Annotated in this window: 12 protein-coding genes and 1 pseudogene; 3 read left to right on the top strand and 10 right to left on the bottom strand. The window is 42.0% G+C overall.

Annotated elements, in window-relative coordinates; translation table 11 throughout:
- Window positions 1-14 precede the first annotated feature (14 nt).
- Entirely contained in the window at window positions 15-1,049 is a 1,035-nt protein-coding gene (locus PAUR_RS06405; protein ID WP_192506964.1) for a LacI family DNA-binding transcriptional regulator, read from the top strand.
- 65 nt (window positions 1,050-1,114) lie between these two features.
- On the opposite strand, the gene PAUR_RS06400 is transcribed toward PAUR_RS06405, so the two are convergent.
- The gene (locus PAUR_RS06400) at window positions 1,115-2,764 is read right to left on the bottom strand and encodes a tannase/feruloyl esterase family alpha/beta hydrolase (RefSeq protein ID WP_225738299.1); all 1,650 of its coding nucleotides are present in this window, start codon (window positions 2,762-2,764) and stop codon (window positions 1,115-1,117) included.
- A gap of 527 nt (window positions 2,765-3,291) precedes the next feature.
- Window positions 3,292-3,565 (bottom strand): annotated as a pseudogene (locus PAUR_RS23550) (transposase); the annotation flags it as partial.
- Between the two features lie 269 nt (window positions 3,566-3,834).
- On the opposite strand from PAUR_RS23550, the gene PAUR_RS06390 reads away from it, so the two are divergent.
- Window positions 3,835-6,270 (top strand): hypothetical protein, encoded by a 2,436-nt coding sequence (locus PAUR_RS06390; protein WP_192506962.1) that lies wholly within the window; start codon window positions 3,835-3,837, stop codon window positions 6,268-6,270.
- Between the two features lie 51 nt (window positions 6,271-6,321).
- Here PAUR_RS06390 and PAUR_RS06385 read toward each other — a convergent pair whose 3' ends face one another.
- From PAUR_RS06385 to PAUR_RS06360, 6 genes are all read right to left on the bottom strand, one after another.
- The gene (locus PAUR_RS06385; protein WP_192506961.1) at window positions 6,322-8,763 is read right to left on the bottom strand and encodes a glycoside hydrolase family 15 protein; all 2,442 of its coding nucleotides are present in this window, start codon (window positions 8,761-8,763) and stop codon (window positions 6,322-6,324) included.
- A gap of 9 nt (window positions 8,764-8,772) precedes the next feature.
- The gene (locus PAUR_RS06380) at window positions 8,773-10,266 is read right to left on the bottom strand and encodes an MFS transporter (RefSeq protein WP_192506960.1); all 1,494 of its coding nucleotides are present in this window, start codon (window positions 10,264-10,266) and stop codon (window positions 8,773-8,775) included.
- 2 nt (window positions 10,267-10,268) lie between these two features.
- Window positions 10,269-12,167, bottom strand: a complete 1,899-nt coding sequence (locus tag PAUR_RS06375; protein ID WP_192506959.1) for an alpha-amylase family glycosyl hydrolase — start codon at window positions 12,165-12,167, stop codon at window positions 10,269-10,271.
- Between the two features lie 90 nt (window positions 12,168-12,257).
- Window positions 12,258-14,117: a glycoside hydrolase family 13 protein gene (locus tag PAUR_RS06370; protein ID WP_192506958.1), complete on the bottom strand. Its 1,860-nt coding sequence runs from the start codon at window positions 14,115-14,117 to the stop codon at window positions 12,258-12,260.
- Window positions 14,118-14,129: 12 nt separating this feature from the next.
- Window positions 14,130-15,632: a tryptophan halogenase family protein gene (locus PAUR_RS06365; protein WP_192506957.1), complete on the bottom strand. Its 1,503-nt coding sequence runs from the start codon at window positions 15,630-15,632 to the stop codon at window positions 14,130-14,132.
- Between the two features lie 123 nt (window positions 15,633-15,755).
- Window positions 15,756-18,548: a TonB-dependent receptor gene (locus PAUR_RS06360; RefSeq protein ID WP_192506956.1), complete on the bottom strand. Its 2,793-nt coding sequence runs from the start codon at window positions 18,546-18,548 to the stop codon at window positions 15,756-15,758.
- Window positions 18,549-19,206: 658 nt separating this feature from the next.
- Here PAUR_RS06360 and PAUR_RS06355 point away from each other — a divergent pair.
- A complete protein-coding gene (locus PAUR_RS06355) occupies window positions 19,207-20,826 on the top strand; it encodes an alpha-glucosidase (protein WP_192506955.1) in 1,620 nt (539 codons plus the stop codon).
- Window positions 20,827-21,375: 549 nt separating this feature from the next.
- Here PAUR_RS06355 and PAUR_RS06350 read toward each other — a convergent pair.
- Entirely contained in the window at window positions 21,376-22,467 is a 1,092-nt protein-coding gene (locus PAUR_RS06350) for a hypothetical protein (protein ID WP_192506954.1), read from the bottom strand.
- A gap of 110 nt (window positions 22,468-22,577) precedes the next feature.
- The gene (locus PAUR_RS06345; RefSeq protein ID WP_225738298.1) at window positions 22,578-24,245 is read right to left on the bottom strand and encodes an EAL domain-containing protein; all 1,668 of its coding nucleotides are present in this window, start codon (window positions 24,243-24,245) and stop codon (window positions 22,578-22,580) included.
- Window positions 24,246-24,504 lie beyond the last annotated feature (259 nt).

Here is a 24,504-nt window from a genome sequence, read left to right as displayed (position 1 = left end):
GATTTGAGAGCCATATGAAAAATAAAGGTAAAGCCACATCATTCGATATTGCCCATTATGCAGGGGTATCACAATCAACGGTTTCGCGCGCTCTCAGAAATAGTCCGTTAGTGAATGAAGAAACCCGGCAACGAGTGCACGACATTGCCAATCAACTCAATTATAAAGTAGATAAGAATGCCAGTAACTTACGGACACAACAAAGTAGTACATTGGCGCTGCTACTCTTTGAAGACCCGACGACTGATGAATCTCAAATTAATCCTTTTTTTCTTAGTATGCTGGGCAGTATCACCCGAGCATGTGCCAAAGAGGGCTATGACCTCCTCGTCTCTTTTCAATCAAGTAGCTCTGACTGGCGCGCCGACTATGAAGATAGCCATCGCGCTGATGGGATCATTCTACTGGGATACGGTGATTATTTAGATTATCAATCTAGACTACAGCAACTCCTTGATCAAGATACTAAATTCGTCTGTTGGGGTGCAACCGTTGATAATCACCCAGACCTTACCGTCAGCTGTGACAACTATGGTGGCGGGCAACTTGCCGCGCAACATCTCTATGCGTTAAATCGGACCGATTGTGCGTTTATTGGTGATGCGTCCAATCACAGCCCTGAATTTTTCTCTCGTTACAAAGGATTTAAAGATCAATTTGATACGTATGGGGTCACCCTGAACGACCGAAAAATCGCTAACGCCATTTCTACTGAAGAGTCTGGGTATCATGCAACCAATTCTTTAATTGCCAATAATATTTCCTTCGACTCATTATTCGCAGCCAGTGATTTGATTGCTATCGGGGCAATACGCGCACTACTAGAAGCCGGTATTAGTGTGCCCGAAGATGTGCATGTTGTCGGCTTTGATGATATTCCTGCTGCCAGTTATGTCTCGCCTTCACTTACCACTGTACAACAAAACACCACACTCGCTGGTCAGATGCTAGTCTGTAATTTACTCTCGTTGATAAAAGGTGAAGCGGTCGAATCAACATTACTCCCACCATCACTGGTAGTTAGAGCATCGTCTCACACAAAGCGCTAACATTTGACCATTAGCGCTTTGAATCTGCTTTGAAATTGAATTTATTTTGTTTAAAAACGAGTAGGTTAATCTTCGCTCGCATAAAAGCTGCTGGCTTTATTGGTATTCCCTTTCCCATCATATTTTACGGACAGTGGATAAGGAAAAACAGGCCGAGTACGGACAACCTTACCACTTTTATCTTCCTTTTTTGTGAGTAAACTGTCAGGCGCTACTCCCCCAACAACCCAGTTTTCTAATGCCATTAACGCATCATAAGTACTGGGGCCCGGCCCTTCAATTCCGCAATGTACAACCCCTGGTAATAAGAATAACCGCGCAAAATCTCTGACGCTCAGTTGATTCTGTGACATAAACTCATCGACTGTTTCGTACCAATCAATGGTCGCGTAAGCAGGTACTGCGGCATCAGACCAACCATGTAAGATCAGCATTTTCCCGCCGGTTTGTTTAAACGCTCGCAAATCGGGGTCATCCGCGTTCATAAATTGACTCACCTCAGCTAAGTTTTGCCGTTCATCTTCATACGAGAAATCTCGCCAGTCATAGTCAATATCAAGCGCTTTCGGGTAAGCGATGTATTTTAAATATTCAGTCGCAGCGTAGTAGTAAAATGGTTTCAATTGCGGTATTTGAGGCGCAGCCCACCCTAGCCACTCAGGCTCAGAACCATAAGGTAGCCCTCCAAAAACTTCTTCACCCTGACTATTTAAAGAAGGTGCATATAAGGCATTAACGGCTGCGACTTTATCTTCCAATAAACAGTTCTTTACCTTACCAGCCTCACACTGCAATGTAGCAGGTTTAAACGAGCAAATACGCGGATCACCAATAACACCATCTATAATGCCATCATCACCATCACATTCACTCATCACCGCCTTTGAGATCATCGCCACATCATCAAGGTTTAAAATGGGTTGGTCATTGTGATCTAAAATGGCTTTGGCGTTATCCATACAATTCACTAAGTTTACGTCGGTATAGTTAATTGTTGGCCCTCGGGCAATCACACCATCAAAGTCGTTTGGATAACGTTTAGCCGCCATCACCCCCGCATGGCCACCTTTTGAGCACCCTGTAATAAACGAATATTGCGGCTTGCTATGGTAATACTTTTCCATAATCTCTTTAGCAACCACGGCCACAACATGATTGGCGCGATACGCAAAGTCAATTTTTAACTGTTCATTGTTCCTTGCCCATTTGCCATCAAACCCATAAGCAGTATGACCACCATCATGACTCATCGTCGCATACTTTCTGATGATACCAGCCATACTCGGATAAGGGCTTACCTCGCCACAAAACCCCATACATGCGTTGAGCAAATATTTTTGGTTCCACAGCGCCCTCGCAGGAAGTCTCAACTGAAAACGAATTGTGGGCGTTACATAGCCCTCAACTAAACAATGGTTGGGTAGGTCTTTTGCAGCTCTGTCGACTGGCGCACCCATTAAGCGGCTATATTTATACGCCCAATTCGCGGCTTCATCACTCATCGTATAGCTTTGTACAAACCGCGACTTAATCACATTTGCCGCCGCTTCACCGCCTTCTAATTTGGAAAAATCAGCAAATTGTAAAGCAGCACATGCGCGCACTTCCACTTGGCTAACTTCAGCTGTAGCCTGTGAAATTTGGGAGTAACTTAGTGCAGCTAAAACAGCCAAAGACATAAAGCTTTGCGCACCTTTATGTAACGTATTCATCATATCCCTTTATCTCCTTTAAATATGGGAAAAGTCATAACTGATAAGTCAGTTATAGTGCTATGACGATAATAAAAAAGTTTGATTTAATGTTTTTTAGTAAGAAATAAGAACTGGTCATATTGAGAGGACTAAATAGTTGGCCCCCATGCATAGCTGTTTTTGTTAGCATTAAATACTGTTTCTACATCAATTTAGGTGTACCGCTTACTTTTCCCAAACCTATGAATTTACAACATCACTCATTTTTAAGTCTGATCACTTAACGACTACATTAGCGACTACTTGTTAATTTCAATTTGTTTATTGTGGCTCCATAAATCCGAATATTTAGAGGTGTCCAATGGCAAGAAAGCGTCGAACATTTAGTAAAGAATTCAAACTTGAAGGTGCTGGGTACAACAGCTTGAGATTGAACGAAACAGTGAAATACCTAAATCCAAAGCAGTGACCCCAGAGCAACAAAAGATTCATGAGCTTGAAGCCTGAATCAATCGCTTAGAGCGAGAAAAATCGATACTAAAAAAGCGACTGTAGCCTTTTTTAGTATGCCCTTTCTAACTCAATACGTTGCATTTGCTTTTTAAGCTCACGAATTTGTATTTGTTCTGGTGTCATTGTTGCTGCTGTCGAGAATTGATCTCTACGTTCTTATTTAAGCTGATTAACCCGTTTGCTCACCGTTAATTTACCACCGTCCATTTCTTTGGCCGCTTCTTCTTGTATATAACTTTGGTCTACCACCAGCTGAGTTGTTTCTAATTTAATTGCCGCAGAATAGGTTACGCGTTTTAACTGCGTCATTTTTTACCCAAATTTATGTGCTAAACCACATAACATTTCTTGCTCAATCGGTGCCCAAATCAACAATGCCACTACAATTGCTCTAATAATTTATTATGAGCACAAATGCGTAGGCGTATCCACCTTTAAAATTTACAACATATTAATTAAAGTGAGCGCGCTTGCTTCCCCCTGATTTTAAAATACTTGCTTACAAAACTACTGTTTACTTTTAATACAACTGAACTGTACCATTAATTGAAAAATAACAATGAAAACAGGATATTTGAATGAAAAACACCATGCTTTATTTTTTCAAGCTGAGTTTTACCACCTTAATATTTCTTTGTTCGCACTCTTTTGTTTATGCAAATGAATCAATTCGCGACTTCGTAAATGGCAATATCAATATTATCGATGGTCGCTTTGATCGATACAATTATTACCAAGGCACACACCCTGATGGAAAAAAAATCGATCCTTTTGACAAAAATATCACTTGGCAAAGCACCAGAAAATTCACGGGGTCATGGTATGGGATAGCTTGGGATGACGCTAACTTTACCAACTTAAAATTTGCAGGTCCTTCAACTACGGGAGGCGTCAAATCAGCCCCTATGGCTGTAGAAAAAGGGAGTAAAACTTACTTTGTCATTAATGGTTCTTCCGAACTGTATCCAGAACATCAGCAACCACATAGCCGCATGGTCGCTTATTCTAGCCTAGCGGTCATGGTTGCGTCATACGATAACAACACAGGTAAAGTCTCAGCCCCCGTGACCGTCCATGTAAAAGGTACGGGTGATGGACATGATAATGCGGTGATTAATATAGACGACCAAGGTCACTTATATGTGTTTGTTTCAGGGCGAGGCCGCGTACGAGGTGGCTTAATATATAGAAGTAACCGTGCAATTAACGACCCTTCTGGTCTACCATTAGAAGGTGGCTTTAAAATCGTTTATTCCGATAAATTTCAACAAAAAGACTTTTGCGAAACAGGCCATACAAAAACTTGTCAACATCGTGAAAACAACTATCTTGGATTCACCTACCCTCAAGTATGGTGGATTGAATCTAAGAAAAAGTTTTTAATGGTTCATACTCGTTATGTTGGTGTATATAATTCGCAAAACAATAATAACTGGTTACCGGGCGACCCTAACTATATCCGTGCTACATACACGTCTTGGATCACACCGCAAGGCAATGACGTCGTTAAGTTTACAACTCCCAGAGAGTTAATTGCTTTAACAAAAAAGAGTTACCCTAATTCTACGCCACAAAGCCATTACTTTGCTAGAGGCCACTACAATGTTAGTAAAGAGCACAATGGCTCAGTCGCTATTGCATTTAATGTGCACCTACGAGACAGTAACCCAAAGCGATACTCTCCTTCAGATAACAGAACAAATTTATATTTTATGTACACCAATGATGGTGACACGTGGTACAACCACAATAACGAACTGATACTCTCAGCAAACGATTCAATTAATGAAACAGCTGAACTTAAACGCTTTGAAGTGAAAGAGTATCAAAGCATAGAAAATAACCATTCAACCGAGTCATGGTGTAGTGAACAAACGAATAGTTACTCCACCGTATGCCGCCGAGTTTACCTGAAAGATCTTGATTTTAGAGTCGATAATCAAGGGAAGTTGGATCGCGCTGAGCTGCTTGTTGCAGGCAATAGCAGTACTACACATGGCCCTCACCCGAGTAAATTCATTGCTGATCAAGATGTATACACCAGTCGCTTTTCTTTATCTGACTCACAATGGCTTGAAGAAAGAGTAACAAACCGATTTGCTAACGAGAGTAATGGCGCAATGTTATCTGGTTGGCCCAAGATAGATCATAACTATTCGTCTGGCGCCATTAAAATCGCTGGTAACAGTGTTAAAATTGCAGTGCCAATTGCCTCATACAAAGATGGCTTTGCCGGCGGAGAACGCATTGCTTTATTGAATAATCCTAATGGTGAATTAGGTAACTGGCAATCACCTATTTATACCGATAACTATCAAGATCCAGGTTACAGTGACAACAATGTCAGAGCAGTTCATCACGCTGACGGAACAAGCGGCATCGGCTTACTATGGAGCCGAGGTTTAGCTACGGGGCCGAACCCAGATGGCAGTGCGTCGCAAATATATATTGGTGACTGGTCGGCTAACAAAGCGATGTTACCACAAACAGATATTGCCCTTAGTGGGAAACAACTTATATTAGCAACACAAGACATGAACCCTAACAATGATCAAGGATGTCATTCACAATCTGGCACAGAACAGGTTGGCAACAAATGCGTTAAAACACAACGTGCTTATTTTAAGTGTGCCGATGGTTCGAATCAAACTTATGGCCTAGCCTGTCCGCAAGCTAGCACCAGTAATACATATAGTGCCCATAATGGCCTATATTATTGCCGCAAACCTGCAGTTATGAGCAATACAAATGGTCAATGGCGTTGTGACGTTGAATTACCAAAAGATTCAATTACTGAACGTAATTTGCAAGAATATGCTTATACTTGTAATACGACCAATGATGGTAAAGTACATTGCCAGCGAGGACTAGAGTACTCAGAAAAGTACTACTGTGGCGATGGATTTTCAATCGTAAACTATAATCAATGTGGTAAAACATATACACCTAGATTTACCAAAGCGTGTGCAAACCAAAATGCCACCATAGTGGGTGAGTATTGTTTAATACCGTAAACGATTAAAAATAATGTATGGCGGTATAAACACATACCGCCATCACAATCTCTACTTCAGCTGCTCACTGACCAGCGGATAGTGATCCCACACTTGTTTATCTGCTAACGAGCGCACCAGTTTGATGTATTCAGCATGTGTCCACGCTAATGGCGTAGCAGAGTTAGTGCCTTCACCAAATTTGTAACCGTGCGGATTAACCCCTACGTTGTCCCAAACTTGTTCTGGCAGCATCATGCCTTCATTGGCAAATAGCTCCATGCCTTTGACATAAGTGTGCTTTATTTTATCGGCTGTTTTCGTATTAAACGTATTATTTTGCACTGCTAGCGCAATATCATAGTGACCACGCTCACCAGTGAAAAATGGCCAAACTCGACCGCGTTGACCAGCGGTGTTTTTGCCACTTTCCGCGTAATTTGTACCGCTAATTTTGTCTTCGCCGTAACCATCATTACCATAGCGACGATAACCTGGATACGTGCCCGACTCGCCTTCAAAGGTAAAACTGTATTTTACTCTGAGTTCATCAATCATGGTCTCGTCATCATATTCAGGCAGTGTTGCTACAATACTGGGGGCATCAGCTGAGCGTACACCATAGCGTACTAATTCTAAAAATCCGCCATCAATAATGGCTTTTTTATTCATGCCAGCTCGGCCATTATTACTGTTTATCTTGCTGTTGCTGCTTGGGTTTGAATCTTGTCCAATGCGGAAGAAGTACTGTCCATCCGATGCTTGGCTATTGCCCTGTTCTGCAAGCACACCTTCATGGGTAAACATTAAAGACTCAACTTGCATATCGTACTTACGCGCCGTCTCTAAATATCGCTGGGCAGCCACCATATCACCACTGCGTTTTGCGATGTCAGAGGCAGTGACTAAGCCTGATATAATCGCTGCTGTGGTAGAAGGTGAATAGCCACTTTGCTCTTCCCAACGTTCTTGCTGTGTTGCAGGCGGCGTAATTTGCGTATCATTCCATAAGATTTTAGCTTTACCTCCTTCCACCAAAAACTCGGCGGCTGGTTTCAGCATTTTCTTATACCAATATTGTAACTCTTCATCACTGAGTACATTCGCTTGGTGCAGTTTCCACGCCAGCATAATCGGCATTGCTGTTTGATCTAACTGTACCCCTACCCACTCTAGCACGCCATCCACATGGGTTTTTTGTAAAAACCACCCGATGTCGCCTTGATTGCCCGGTGTTTGAGCACTCACTTGCACTTTCTCTAAGTATTCAAATGCCGTTTTAGCCGTATCTGCATCGCCCATAGCCATAAATGCCATGGCCACTTGGTAAAAGTCTCTTACCCATACAGCTTTGTAACCAGTGTGGCCTTTAATGGCTGGTACGGTGTCGCCCCAAGGGTTCGAGAGCGATGCAATCAGTGCACCTGCATGGGTTTTATCTTCTTGTGCTTTTAACACCAAAGCACTGGTATACAAGAGCTTACCTTTATCTGCGCTATAATTCGACAAACGCGTTATGGGTGATAGTGAGGCGATATAATCTTCCCAGCCAATGGCGTTACCCTTACCATTGTATGTATCTAATACCGCTTGATAGCCTTTAGATAGCGTCTGTTTTGCCTGTATTGCACTGGCCGTTTGTGAATCAGCAAAGCTCAGTACCAAATCAAAGGTCGCTGTGTTTTCTACCGCCCCTAAATCTGCCAGCATACTGATATTACCACTGAGAGCGCCTGTCGATGTGTACGTTTGTGCCATTTTTTGCTGTTGTTGCAGTGCACTTAAATTATCACTTTGCCCAGTAAAGCCCACTGATGCTGCACGAAATCCATTTTTAGCTTGTAGTGTTAAATAGTGTTCGCCTTCAAACGCCACCAGCCCGTGCTCAGTGACTTTTGCGCTGTCTCCCACGCCATTATTATTGATGTATGGGTTAGCTGACACATAGGCATGTAACTTAGATAAATGCGTTCTTACAATGCCTCTGACAAACAAGCTTTGTCCTTCAGAGTCTGTAAATACATGCTTTTCTAATGTAAAGCGGCCTTGCTTATCGGTACTGGTAATTTTGTAGGCCAATGACAACGGCCGCCCTTGTGCATCTTTATATAAATAATCTACCGACACATCCAGTGCATCAACATGACTTTCTTGCACCGTAAACGCCGTACCTGAGCTGTCAATTCCGGTGACAATAAACTGCATATCTTTAAGCTGCGCTTGATGAATTAACCCAAACATGGTTTCAGTGATCATCCCCTGTGCAATAGAAAACCACACTTTTGATACCTCTGTGGTCGCCGCACTATCACTATATTGGCCGTCTAAATACGCTTCATAGGATGTACCAATGCCGGTTTTGCCTGCGTATGCCCAATAAGGGGTATCACCTGGGGCACCTGGGGCTACATTTTGCGTCGTCAGTTGGTTGTCTGCATGTTGGCAACCCACTAATCCACCGGCCAACATGGCACTGGTAACGATCGCAATCGCACGCTTGCTAAATTGTTTCATGATATTCCTCTAAGCTATTGTTGTTTTTATACGCAGTACTGATACGGCAGCCAGTAAGAATGACACACCGCCAATGAGCAAGGCATAAATAGGCTGATTTTCAAAAAGTTGTCGAAGGATAAGCCCCAAAATACTGGCAGCAAGTAATTGCGGGATGACAATGAAAAAGTTAAATATCCCCATAAATACGCCCATTTTATGGCTCGGCAGCGAATTACTTAACATGGCATAAGGCAATGACAAAATAGAGGCCCATGCAAAACCAATCCCAACCATAGGCAACCACAATAAGGTCGGGTCCGTAATGAATAGAAAACTGATTAAGGCAATCGCGCCCAACACCAAGTTCAGTGCATGCGTACCTTTTAAGCCAATGCGTTTAACCATCATCGGAATACATATCGCCGCCAATGCCGCAAAACCATTGTAGGCAGCAAATAACACCCCGACCCAATCAGCTCCATTATTGTATGCTTGGCTGGTGGTATCTGTTGTGCCGTAATGAAAACTGGTTACCGCAGACGTGGTGTAAATCCACATTGCAAATAACGAAAACCAACTAAAAAACTGCACTACTGCCAGTTGACGCATGGTGTTTGGCATTGTAAACACATCATAAATAACCTGATAAAACCCACCTGCGATCCGGTTTTTGTTTTGTAATACACCCGCAATCAGTTGCACTAATGCAAAACTCAGTAATAGCCCAGCTAATAAGTACAGCTCTTTCTCTAATTCAAACGTCGCCACCGATGACAGTAAAACACCACCCATAACCCCAAAAATTAAAGCACCTTTAGCAAAGTTAATGACTTTTAGCGACGAATTCTGAGTTGATTGCTGTTTGGCTGGCGTATCAAACCTTGCTAACTCAGTAGGGCTATATTCTCTGGTTTTCAGGATGGTCCACATAACGGCAATAAATAAAATGACGCCACCAAAATAAAATGCGTATTTGACTGACTCTGGTATTTGTCCTGCTGGTGCCGTATTGCTTACACCAAACCAATTCGTCATCATCCACGGCAGCGCAGAAGCTACCACCGCGCCCACACCAATGAAAAAGCTTTGCATCGAATAACCCGAAGCACGTTGCTTCTCATTTAAATTATCACCTACCAGAGCGCGAAAGGGTTCCATAGTGACATTAATTGATGCATCCATGATCCAAAGCACGCCAGCTGCAATCCACAATGTTGGTGAGTTGGGCATTACCAATAAAGACAAGGTAGTAAGTATTGCCCCATATAAAAAGAAAGGTCTACGCCGACCCAGTTTGCCCCACGTTTTATCACTCCAATAACCTATTATGGGTTGTACGATCAATCCCGTGAGTGGCGCTGCAACCCATAAAATAGGGATTTCATCAACCGATGCGCCCAATGTTTGAAAAATACGACTCACATTGCCGTTTTGCAGTGCGAAACCAAATTGGATCCCTAAAAATCCAAAACACATATTCCAAATCTGCCAAAAACTTAAATCGGGTTTTTGTTGTTGCATGGCTAATCCTCTTTTTGGTAAACCACGCTTTCACGCGGTGCTAACGTCACTGTAATATGCCCTGTCGCATCAACTTGACTATTTGCATGTGCTTTTAATAAATCTGTCACGGGTAAACCTTCTCGGCTTTGCCAACTTACTGGCAACTTAACTGTCACCGTATGATTTTGCTTGGCATCAAAATTACTGACCACCAGCAATTGCTGTTGTGCGTGCTCTCGGGTAAACGCCATAACGCGTTGACGAGCTATATCACTGGCTGTTTGTAGTGCCACTTGCCCAAGCTGTCCGTGAGCAACCGCGGGCGCTTTATTTAACGGCATCAAGATCTCATAGAATTGACGTAACGCACGTTGCTCATCAGACAACATCCCCCCATCAAACGCGCCATTGTTCATCCAAGCTTGATGTGCTGGTACGCCAACATAATCAAAAATGCTGGTTCTACTTGGCTGACCAAATCCCGCATTTTCTGAGCCATCTTCACCAACAGTTTGACCAAAATACAGCATACTGGGCGACTGGCTTATTAAATGCGATACCACCATAGCGGGTTTTCCCATGTGCGCATCGCCCACAAATTCAGGACTTGCTATGCGTTGCTCATCATGGTTTTCTAAAAAATGCAGCATATGGGGTGCTATATCTTGCACACTGCGATGTGCTGATATCACTTGTTTCGCACTGCCTGTTTGTTGCATCAGCGCCTTTAAGCTGTCATAAAAACCCACTTTGTCATACAGGTAATCCATTTTACCTTGGTGAATATAAGGTCGGTATAAAGTTGGGTTATACACCTCGGCTAACAAAAAGGCATTCGGGTTTTTGGTTTTAATGGAGGAGTTTAAAAAGCTCCAAAATTCAACAGGCACCATTTCAGCCATATCATAACGGAAACCATCAACACCTTGCTCTAACCAAAAGTACACGATCTCCCTAAACTTATACCAACTACTCGGTAAGCGATGTTGCTGCCAAAACGCATAGTGCTCAGCAGTACTTTTGTGCGCAAAGTCATCTGGTAGGGTCGGAAAATCATAGCTACCATCAGGTTTTACGCCATAATTAACTTTAACGGTTTCATACCAATCATTGATATCAGGTTGTGCAGCGCGTGCGCCGTTACCTGTCCACTTCGCAGGGTACTCATTAAACTGACCATCAGCTAATATATGCGCTTGTCCCCCAAGCGGCTGATACTCTGAACTGAGAGGCACTGAGAATGCCTCATTTGTGACGTAATAAAAATTATTATCCCGCGCATATGTCACACTGGTATCGTCATTTTCGCCAAAGTTAGTCACGCCTTCAGGCATAGAGATTGAGTGGTAATTACGTGCCACATGGTTTGGCACAATATCGATAACCACTTTCATCCCCGCCTGATGTGTACGCGTAATTAACTGTGAGAACTCCTGTAGTCGATGCTGCGGATCTTGTGCTAAATCAGGGTTCACATTGTAATAATCTTTAATGGCATAAGGTGAACCGGCACGACCTTTTACCACATCAGGGTCGTCACTTGTTATGCCATTTACACTTTCTGGTAATACAACTGCGTGATGCAATACTCCGGTATACCACATATGCGTGACGCCCAGCGTTTTAATTGCTTGTAACGCTTTTGGGGTAAAGTCATTGAATTTACCTACGCCATTCTCAGCGGCCGAGCCCCAAGGAATGTTTGCAGTATTGGTATTACCAAATAAGCGTGTGAATACCTGATAGACAACAGGTTTCTCTGGCATATGTGAATCAACGGGTATAGCTTGCTGAGGCAACAGTGTTGGCTTAACGTGCGCCTGCTGCTGCGAGCAAGCAGCCAATGTTAAACAGCCCAACATCGAGCTGAATACCACGGTTAAATGTGTCGGCAAACTTAAAAATTTATTTCTTATCATAATTATTTCATTATTATTAAGCATCTATTGCAGTCTACATTGCCATGTACGCTAGATTGAACCACTTGCATACGTATTCAGCACATCTATTCATTTATCAGTATGCTTAATGTGTATTAACTGTGCTGAATGCGCCGGTATGCTCCTCATTTCATTCAACCTGATTGGCCTTTGTGTTAATAACTCGTGCCCAGTGTGACTGCCTTTTGTCACTTCTTGAAAACGCACAGGGTCAACCGTGACAGCACGACCTTGTTTGTTTAACAACACCAAAATTGTGTCTGTCGCGTTTCTTCGTGCATAGCTATAAATACCGTCAAATGGACTAAAGTGAATTAATTTCCCCTCAGTTAATACCGTATTGCTATTACGTATTTGAAGTAACTGACGAACATAGTTTTGCATCGTTTTTTGACGCTCATTGAGCCCTCTCTGTGTTTTCGCATCTTGAATCTGCCCAGCAAATCCACCAGGAAAATCAATACGAATATCCCCGTGATCATTTGAGCCTGTGTTATCTAACAACACCTCAGTACCATAATAGATTTGTGGGATGCCACGCGTTGTAAGTAACAAGGTTATTGCCAGCTTAGTTTTCGCTAAATCTTGCCCAAGCTCAGTGTAAACACGGCTCATATCGTGATTGTCGGCGAAAATCAGTAAATTATTCGGATTTGCATATAAAAAATCATTCGCGAGTGATTGATACACTCTCACCCACCCCGTATTCCAAGATTCCGGTTCATTCAGTGCTTTTATCAATGCCTCTTGTAATGAAAAATCCATCACGCTCGGTAACGCCGAACGATAACCATCTCTATTTACTTTGCCCGCTTGCCAATAAGATGCAATGGCTGGGTCCGCTGACCACTCTTCACCAACAATGTTAAACTCAGGATACTCATTCATTATTCTGCGTGTCCATTGTGCTAAAAACGCTTTATCTGAATAAGAATAAGTATCGACCCGAATACCACTTAAGTTAGCTGTTTCAATCCACCAGATTGCATGTTGGATCAAGTAGTTCGCTAAGAGTGGTTGGCGCTGATTTAAATCTGGCATGGTTGGAACAAACCAGCCATCCGTAAATTGCTTTTTATCATACTCACTGGCATTTGGGTCTTGAACCGTCTGCCTTGCGTGACTTGTTGAGCTAAACTTTCCGCCAAAGTTCAACCAATCATTGGTCGGAGGGTCACCCACCCACCAATGCTCTGAGCCGGAATGATTTAATACCATGTCCATGATCAACCCTAAGCCTTTTTCTCGAGCTTGAACACTCAGCTCAATATAGTCGTCGGTACTGCCCATTCGTTCATCTATACGATAAAAATCCGTGATTGCATAACCATGGTAAGAGTAGCTTGGCATGTCATTTTCACGTACCGGCGTTAACCACAACTGGCTAAACCCCATCCCCTGTAAATAATCTAAATGGTCGATAATGCCCTGTAAATCTCCACCATGGCGACCACCACGGCTTTGAGGATCTGCGGCTTCTCGCATTCCCAGTAGTGTGTCATTTTTTATGTCGCCATTTGCAAAACGATCTGGGTTAATTAAGTAAATAACATCTTTACTGCTAAACCCTTTACGCTGTGCACTGTTGTCAGCTCGCGGGTATAAAGGATACGTAACTTCATACGACTTACCCTTTAATTGATAAGTAAAGTGCAGCTCACCAGAACGTGCTTGCGGACTGACTTCAACATTTAAAAATGCATAGTTGTTACTGTCCCCACGACTAACCCCTACCAGCGACACACCCTGGTATGGAATCAGTTGCCAGTTGGCCTGCTTTATATTAGGTTCACGTACTAATATTTGTAACGATTGATGTGCCATCCCTATCCACCAATTTTGTGGCTCAAATACCAAAGCCTGGACATTACGGCTTGTAAAACTCAATGCCAACAAAACACTGACAATAACTAACAAATGTTGCTTCATGAGATCCTCAATTTATTCTTTTTGTAATGATGCTAAAAACACATCATGTGTTGGCAGCGATGCAACCGTTGCATCAATTAACGTTTTTAAATTAACAAGCAACTCATTTCGTTGCTGAGCACTCAAGCTATCTATCAGTGGGTGTTGTTGCTCGGGTATCAGACCTTGCCCTATCATCACTTGTTGCCAAGCCATTACTGCAAATAGCGCATCAGCTTGGTGAGGTAATACGCCCGACTCTTTAAATAGCGCAATTCTGTGCTTTAAGCGTTCAGGAATCGCCATTCCTGAACACAAACGCCAAAAGTCACTATCAGCTCGGTCGTTAAGCTTGTAATGCAAGATAATAAAATCACGAATTTGCTCAAGCTCTTGCCCTGTTTCACGATTAAACTGCTCAACGCTGCTCTGATTTATGCTGCCTTGGGGGAAAAGCTTCAATAAACGCACGGCTGCGGTTTGAATTAAATGAATGCTGGTCGACTCTAGTGGCTCTAAAAAGCCACTTGAAAGGCCTATGGCAACCACATTTTTATGCCATGGTGTCAATCGCTTACCTGTACGAAAGCGGATCACTTTCGGGCTTCCTAATACCTCTCCTGATACGTTTTCTAACAACGTTGCTTTTGCGCATTCATCACTCATATGTTTACTTGAATAAACAATGCCATTGCCCACTCGGTGCTGTAATGGTATCCGCCACTGCCAACCAGCACGGTGCACAGTAGAACGCGTAAAAGGTTCAATATTTTCACTTTCATGCGCACTTTGTACCGCCATCGCTCTATCGCATGGCAACCAGTGAGACCAATCTTCAAATCCACAGTTGAGTGTTTTCTCAATCAGCAAAGCATGCATGCCGGTACAATCAACAAATACGTCTCCTGATACTTGCTGACCATCAGTTAATGTTAACTGCTCTACAAACCCAGTTTCTGCTGCGATACCTACTGAATCCACCGTACCTTCAATTCGAGTCACCCCCATACTTTGCGCATGCTGGCTTAAAAACTGTGCATATAAATGCGCATCGAAATGATAGGCATACGACAGGCCCTTTAGTCGTGTATTCGGTATGTTTTGTAATTTGGCAAATTTATGCTGTTTCGCTGCTTGGTAATTCAGGGAAAAATCCCAAAAATCATGTTTGTTTCCCAGCGCTTTAGCGGCTAGCCAATGATGATAGAAATCGCAAAATGGAAAATCCTTGCCGATATTGCCAAACGCATGCATATAACTGGGTTTAGTTTTGCTCCAGCCTTCAAACTGGATCCCTAGTTTAATAGTCGCTTTCGTGGCTTGTATAAATGTATTTTCATCAATACCCAGCGCCCCATTAAATGGCAAAATAGGCGGGATGGTTGCTTCGCCTACGCCGACGGATGCAATATTGTCAGATTCTACCAAGATAATATTAAGTTGCTTACCCATCACTTTTGCAAATAAACTCGCTGTAAGCCAACCTGCTGTACCACCGCCCACAATCGTCAGTGTTTGTCGTGTTTGACTCTCCATTAACTTATGCTCCAAAACGATTTGTCTATCATACCTTATGCTCAGCCCAACTAAACGCTGACTAAAAAGCCCTTGCTGCATACACAACAAGGGCTTTCACTCTATTTGCAATTTAATGCTTGATTAAAACTTGTAGCTAAAGCCCACTAAATAAGTACGGCCATAGTCTTGGTAGTCACGTACTTGTAATGCATTGTCACCAGAGAGCGCTGTAAATGGTTCTTCAGTAATATTCTGTACTTGTATACTAACCGACAACCCAGCCAACTCGTCGAATCCGCCTTCAGCAAAATCGTAGCCCAACTGCGCATCCCAAATCGTTTCACCTAAAATATCAACTTGAACAGTATCAAAGCCTAGTCCATATACGTCGCCTTTAAAATCACTGCGTTTACGCATACTTGTTCTTGCTTGGAAACCGTGGTTTTCATAGTAAAGTGTGAAGCTTTGTATGCGGTCCGATAGACCCGGCAGATCATATTCATTCCCATTTTGGTCATCAATATCAGACCTAACACTCGTATGACTTGCCATCAAACCAAAACCCTCAAGGCTGTCATGGAAAAGGTTAAATGGTAACGTTAAGGCCAGTTCATAGCCCCATAAATCTCCGCCACCACCATTGACCTTACCTGAACCACTGCCCGTTGAGTTTGGCGGTAACTCTCCTGAGATAGGATCTACTACCCCTGTCATGTCTATTTCGTATGTTCCGTCAAATATCCACTGCTTTAAATCTTTTTGGAATACGGCAACAGAGAAATAACCTTCAGCACTAAAGTAGTTCTCATAAGTTAAATCCAAACCCACCGATTCTTTCGGCTCAAGTGTGGGATTACCACCACTGACTTCCCAATAGTTTCCATTTTCATCGGGTCTTTGGTTATATTTGGCATTGACCGACGCGTTCATTTCATCCAAACGCGGTCGAGAAATCGTTTTTGCCACACCAAAGCGAATCGTTTGAGTTTCATCAAGTGCCAATGACAAATTTAAGCTTGGTAATAAATGAGAATAATCATGCTCAACCATGGTTGGTGACGTCACCACCTTACCATCGACACTGTTAAAGGCATTACCTTTCCCCGTTTGTTTTGTCTTGACATAGCGCAAGCCAGCGTTTCCTGTTAGAGGCAACCCTGCAACTTCGGCATCTATATTGGCTTGAATATAAGCAGCAGTTACTTCTTCCTCCACAGACCAAGACTTCGTTGCATGGCTCGGATTGGTTAAGCTTTCTGCGAGTAAATCAAATTTGCCATCAGCAACCATACGACGTGAGTCATACGCAATCATATTACCCATACCAATAAAGTCTAAGTTGGCAGTACCTAATCGATACTCCTCTGGTACAGACATCATGCCAGGGTTATTGGGGTAAGAAAATTCTCCTGAAGTCATAAAATAGCCTTCAGATACTTTTGTTTTCTCTCGCTCTCGACGTGAAATACCAAACTCTACACTATTAATATAATCATTTTCCAGCGCTTGCTTAGCGGCAAATTTCAACGCATTCAATTCATCATCAACCGTTGGCGCATTAATAAAACCATCTTGCAGTTGATTTTCGTATTCAGTGCCTACAACACCATACTTTTCGTTCAGAGCTGAACTCCAACCCCATGACAACGGGCCACCTATTTGAATTAAGTTATAATCACCATAATCTAACTGGTGTGAAAATTGCGCCCCAGTATTGCTGCCCGAAAATGTATAACCTAGGTTGTCTGCAACGCCTCTATCATCTCCTCGTCCAGTACCTGAGTAGCTTTCCAAGCTCCAAACTTTACGTTCAACACTCGAGTGGCTTGCATCAAACTCAAATGACAGTGTTTCACTAACGTCGTATTTTGCATTAAAGCCAAATGAAGTCAGTTCCGCGTCTCGATCTTCATAATCGTTACGAACAACCACTCGCTGACCTTGTGTCACGGCACTATTAACAAAGCCTGAATTGGTATCAATAGTAGCACTTGACGCAGGAATTGAGCCTTGTCCCCATGCAAATGGGATCTCAATACCTCTGAGAATTTTTTCATCTTTGTAGTCAACATAAAGCGCATCAAATACCATCGACAATTTATCGCTCGGTGCCGCTTCAAGTACAAACATGGCAGAATCACGTTCAAGGGTCGATGAACGAACAAAAGGCTTTGCTCCGCCTAAAATAGAATAATTTTTACCGTCCGTACCTTCAAATTCAGGGTAACCCCATGCATTCCAACGTTTTTCCTGATTTGGCGAAGTCATCGTAGATAATGCAACGGCCACCCCAATCGTATCGTCTGCAAATTTGTCTATGTAGGATACCGTCCCTCTAAATCCATCATCGTTACCGTCTGGGTTTAGCTTTTCAAAACTGGTTTGCTCATACTGACCATTAACCTGTATAACTCGTTCATCAACGCTTAACGGCTTAACCGTTTGCATATCTATAACGCCTGCTATTCCTTCAGCCTCTAAGCGTGCACTGGGCGTTTTGTATACGGTTACGCCACTCATGATCTCTGATGGATACAAATCAAATTCAACACCACGGTTATCTGAAATTGACACTTGCTCACGGCCATTAAACGTGGTAGCACTTTCATTCTCACCAAAACCGCGAATGCTTACTTTACTCGCACGGCCATCAAGACGCTGTGCTGTTAACCCTGGTAATCGTGCTATTGACTCTGCAATAGAAGAATCTGGTAATTTCCCTATGTCTTCAGCTGAAATGGATTCAACAACTTCTGAAGAGAAGCGTTTGGTATTGATAGATTCAATTACACTTGCTCTAAAGCCTTTAACTTCGATAACTTCGACTTTTTTATCTGAATCGATTTTCTTTTCTTGCGCTGCATAAGCAGTATGAGAAACAACCCCCGCTCCAATAAGAGCCAGCGTTAACATACTTGGTTTGAACATAGACATAGTGTTTTATCCCAATTACCCAATTTTTATTGCCAGAGTATATGTCGTGATAGATGTTTGGTTATTGTCAAACAGACTTATCTCTAACTTCTTTTGTTGTCAGGATGAATAGTAGCGCTCTCTTAATTTCATAAACAACTTTATGCATACGTATTCAAAGGGAGTGCCCCCGTAACATGTTTACATTTCTATCACATAAAACACAGCTAAGCCAATGTATTATATAGACATAATACATATTGCACGCCTTACTATATTATCACAGCTATTTTCCTCATTTTTACAAAAAACTTAACGTTAAACCACACAAAACGTCATACTTTTCACCTAAAAGCAAACACGATCAACTGATATTAAATGATTTTGTTAATTGGTATTACCAAAATATAATTCTATTTCGCTGCTATATCAGTACTTATAAAACAAGGCGATAATCTAGGCAACCAATTGGTAAACTTCCCTAACAAATTGGCACTGGTCACAGTATGCGCCTTTTTCGTCCTGAGAGAATTCGTTATTTTTGCTGCATACGTATGCAACCTTTTTACAGCTTTTCTCGCATCACGTATGCTTTCAGCCAATATTGCACAACACTCACATTGCTTTTAATGAGTAAAACCTGAGTAAGTCGTATCGAGCACAAATTTGGAGAAAGTGCATGGCTCAAAATGAATGGTGGAAAGGCGCGGTTATTTATCAGATTTACCCTCGTAGTTTCCAAGATACAAATAATGATGGCATTGGTGATTTACAAGGGATCATTAATAAACTCGATTATGTCAAATCCTTAGGCGTTGATGCCATCTGGATATCCCCTTTTTTTAAGTCTCCTATGAAAGACTTTGGATACGACATTAGCGACTATCGCGATATTGATCCGATGTTCGGTAGCCTAGATGATTTTGATACTTTAATCGCTCAGGCACATCAACGCGACATCAAAATCATTATTGACCAAGTACTCAGCCATACCTCAAATGAACATGAGTGGTTTATACAAAGTCGTGAAAATAGTCTCAACGCCAAAGCAGATTGGTATGTATGGGCCGATGCAAAAGCAGATGGCAGTGCCCCTAATAATTGGTTATCTATTTTTGGCGGTTCGGCATGGCAATGGGAACCAAGACGTTGTCAGTATTACTTGCACAACTTTTTAACCGAACAACCCGACTTAAACTTCCATAACCCAGACGTTAGACAAGCAGTGTTAGACAATGTTGAGTTTTGGCTAAAAAAAGGGGTTGATGGGTTTCGACTTGATGCCATTAACTTTTGTTATCATGATGCCCAGCTCAGAGATAACCCTGCCAAACCAAAAGAATTGCGCCAAGGCCGGGGCTTTAGTGAAGACAACCCTTATGCATTTCAATATCATCACTTCAACAATACACAACCTGAAAACTTGGCATTCATGCAAGAGATCCGTCAACTACTTGACCGCTACCCCGGTGCTGTTAGTTTAGGAGAGATCTCCTCTGAAGATTCACTCAAAACCATGGCTGAGTACACCTCAGATGGTAATAAATTGCATATGGGCTATAGCTTTGAGCTACTTACAAATGATTATAGTGCCGCATATATTCGTGAGACGGTGTCTAAGCTTGAACAAGAAATGACCCAAGGTTGGCCCTGCTGGGCATTTAGCAATCATGATGTAGAACGTGTTGCTAGTCGCTGGCATCACAGTGATAACACAGACCCTCAACAAGCAGCTATGCTGTCAGCGCTGTTGGCATCTCTGCGAGGCAGTGTCTGTGTTTATCAAGGAGAGGAGTTAGGACTTGGCGAAGCTGATGTGGCTTTTTCCGATTTACAGGACCCCTATGGCATTACTTTTTGGCCTAACTTCAAAGGCCGTGACGGATGTCGCACACCGATGCCCTGGCAAGATACAACTGAGTTTGCCGGATTTAGTTCACAAGCACCTTGGTTGCCTATCGCAGCAGAACATCGCAAATACTCAGTTGAGCAACAATTAGCGCAGCCTAATTCAACATTACACATGTTTAGTCATTTTATGGCATGGCGAAAAACAATGCCGACGCTATTGCTTGGTAGTATTGAGTTTATACACACCCCAGAGCCAATCGTGGCGTTTTATCGTCATTATCAAGGGGAGTGCACTTTATGTGTATTTAACTTAGGTGATAAAGCGCAGTCTCTTAACTTAACGGTCAATGCATCTGACACCCATAGTGATTTGCCCCACAACACAGGACAGTATGCAAATAGTGAAGTTTCATTGCCTCGTTTTGGCTGCTTTTTCGCTAATATATAGCCTACATTTCTAAAGCCTCCAAATACAAGGTGACTTGAAGCACCTTGTATTTAACACGTGAATACCAAAAGCACTAAATCAGCCGATATTCGTGCTAAATTGCTGAGTCATACCTTGATGTGTAAGAGGCTCCAACCTAAGCATGTATATGTACAAACTCGTCAATACTGTCGATGAAAACTATACATAGATATAACCATGGCATTAAGACATTACCCTGCTTAGAGCCGACGACAGTATCAAGCGCTTCAAAATTACAAGCCTTATCCCCAACCACAAACCCGATACATATCAATATAGAACCTTCTCTAATTGATATTCCATACAAAAGTTAGGTTGTCCAAATTAAATCGTCTAATCACTTTACAGACAACCCTGCTATTACACTCTGAGCGCAAAGCTTTTCGGGCTCCTGTACGTGTCTTAAAGTATTGTTACTCATATACAGCCCCTGTTGCCATCAGTAGCTAAGATAAATAAACTATATCATTAAAAAATGAAGGTACTTCCTGCAATTGCACAGCTCCAAACCCACAGACAAACTGTTTATCACTCGGAACCTATAAGTTTTTTTCTCATTGATAATATATCTTTTAAGTCAGACTTTACTGCATAAATAGTTTGCCAACCATTATTTGTGTTAAAATCACTGCCGTTGCTACCATTTAAGCAACCGATTGGTTTTTTAAATGGCTTCTCCCAATCAACTATCACTTTTTCTCTCTTTGACAAACCAGTTACGCCCATATTCATTAAACTCGAAGTCTTGGCTAAAGCTTGCTTAATCTCGATACTACCTAATCGTTCAGAAAGTGTGCCAGAGTTAGATAGCAGTTCAGCTGCTGCTTCAAAATCAAACTTAGTCGATGCGCTCCATTCGCTTTCCGCCATATAAGTGATGTATTGGGCTTGCAGATTATAAGTAGTCACTTCAAACCGGTTGCTGAAACCAGAGCTTCGATTAAGTCCCCCCCAAGTATTACCTATGTCACTACCTACATACAACTGAGATATTTTTAACCCACTGACGACAGCAAAACCGCTTTGCAATTTACTCTGTGACTGTGACGTACCAAAAAGTTTCCCCAAACCAATAGAGCCTGATTGTTCAGAACCTGTGCTCCAAGTAAACACCATAACTCCACTTTTCTTAATTAATTCTAGTGCCTCTTTATACTGCTTATTAAACTCATTACGGAGCGAGGCGTACTCTTCTTTCTTTTTCACTACTGATGATGCTGTTTCTACAGCAAGGTTTATTCTTGCTTGGGCCAAATCAAATGCAAGGTTTTTAACTGATAAAATCTTTTCTTTGATATCATATATGCATTCCTCAGCACATGAATCATCTTCACCACCAATCGTCGTTTCAATTGCATAACTATTAGCTTCTAAAGTAATACCTATCGATGAAGATGGTTTTCTCTGAGATTTGTAAAAATGAACGCCCCCGATATCTGAAAATGGCAGCATGCCAGGGATTGAGATAACGCGATATTGAGGAATTTTTGTAAAACCTTCTTTACTTGTTTCTGTGGTTAAATCTTCAAAGGAGGCAATTAATCCAGTGGTTGAACTGCATCCACCAGCAACCGAAATCACCAGGGAACATGTTAATAATTTTGTTAGCACTTTATCCATAATTGATTCCTTGCAATAAATCCAAAGCGTATCAATCATAATGACCAATACTTTACACCTACCTCAAGTTAAATTTTTAAAAATAAACACCTCTAGAAAAGTACACTCACTTAGCCCGCTTTACTCTGCGTTTGCCATGCTAATGTTTGCTTTAACATTATCTCTCTAAGGCGCGCTATGTTCTGTGCCTTAGCATAAAGCCACCCCTGATGAATCGTAACGCCATGAGCAAGGAGATATTGGGCTTGTGTATTGGTTTCCACCCCTTCGGCAATCAATTTTTTGTTTAGATTACCAGCCATGTCAATCATGGCGTTTAGTACTGGTGACTGCAAGTTATCTAACCCTATTGAAGCCACAAAGCTCTGATCTATTTTAAGTAAATCAATTGAAAAGCTCTGTAGATAGTGTAAACCACTGTAGCCGGTGCCAAAGTCGTCAATCGCAATTTCAACGCCCCACCCTTTTATCATCTCAAGTATTTTCTTTACTCGTTCCTGTGAAAGAACGTCTCTTTCAGTCAGCTCTATGGTTAAAGTACTAATATCGCGACAGGCTTGTCGCAGCACCTCTAAATACCTCGAGTCCGTCAGTAAACGTCCATTTACATTAAAAGATACTTTAAACTCAGGTTGCGCGGCTAAAATAGGTCTCAACTCAATGATCGCCTGCTTAATTTGCGCGATGGAAATGTCTACAATCGCACCACTTCGCTCTGCTTCAGGAATAAATAACGCAGGACTTAGCTCTCCTTCAACGGGATGTTGCCAGCGGATCAAAACTTCAACACCAATAATTCGGTCGCTCATAGCGTCGATTAAAGGCTGGTAAACATTAAACAACTCCTTTTTTAGCAAAGCTCGCTTAAGCTGCTGCTTTAATCCCAGTTGTCGTTTATCATAGTAATTCAGCAAAACGCAGACACACAACCACATTGCTACATAGAGTAAAACAAACATGCTCAATAACTGTGGATTTAAATCGTCAAACTGCACGGTATTACTACTCACAATGAGTGCTAACTCAGGTAGTGCAGACAATGGCGTTGTCATGAAATACTTTTCTGCACCATCATCAAACTTTTCTGACCCCGTATACATATGATTTAGCGGAAATAGTTTTTTATTTAAAGGTAAGCTATACAACCCATGCAGAATAATGGGTACACCGGTTTTAGCATCAACTAAAGCGACAAAATCAAACTGTGAATACTGTGCTAAATTGAGCGATCCTCTTAGCCAGGTCGAGGGCATCAGTACATTGACTTCGTATCCATCTGTTCGTGTTCTTGCCAACACAAACGCTGACATTTCTAAGTAATCACTAATTATGGGGCCATGATACCTCAGGCCTAGCGCTTTAACAGGCTCAGTCGTTTGAATCGCTGGTGCGACAACGCCAAATGAGTTACATGCTAATAGACCAGCTGAATTTACAATACCAATTTCACTGACAGCTGGGTTTTTAAATACGTGTTGTCGTAGTATTTTTAGCGTGTCAGGTGTGCAAGTCGTATCAATTTTTTCTGCTTCAAGTAAAAATTCGTCTACCGCTTGAATCTGTGAGTTCAGCTCAAACTGTACTTTATGCACGATATCCTGAAGATGTTGTTTCGAAGAGTGCTGTTTTTGAATATAAAGCAACGATGCAATAACCCCAAAAACACAACTACACATTAGCCAAGCATAAACAACATTCGTCATTAACTTATTAAATGAGCGGCCCCCCGTTTTTGGCATATCTGTCACATCTCCACTGAAGTATCTCAAAAACGCCATCAGTGTAAGTTACAAACAAGTCATTTTTATGACTGGTAAATTATCAAATCAATGGCTTTACAACTTTTATTACACTCTTCAAGGTATTATTGAACACCGCTAAGCTTCAAAAAGTAGATCATAGGTCCCAACATAAATTCAACAAACAACACACATATAACGAACAGCTATTTAAGCGACTTTCTTTACCATAAATGTCCATCAGCCAGCATAGAAATAACTAGTATTCTTTATATATTTAGGGTAAAAACCCCATTAA

The organism is Pseudoalteromonas aurantia 208 (genome assembly GCF_014858725.1).
Taxonomy (GTDB): domain Bacteria; phylum Pseudomonadota; class Gammaproteobacteria; order Enterobacterales; family Alteromonadaceae; genus Pseudoalteromonas; species Pseudoalteromonas aurantia.
The sequence above is the reverse complement of the archived record's forward strand: the minus strand, read 5'-3'. Positions and strand labels throughout refer to the sequence as shown.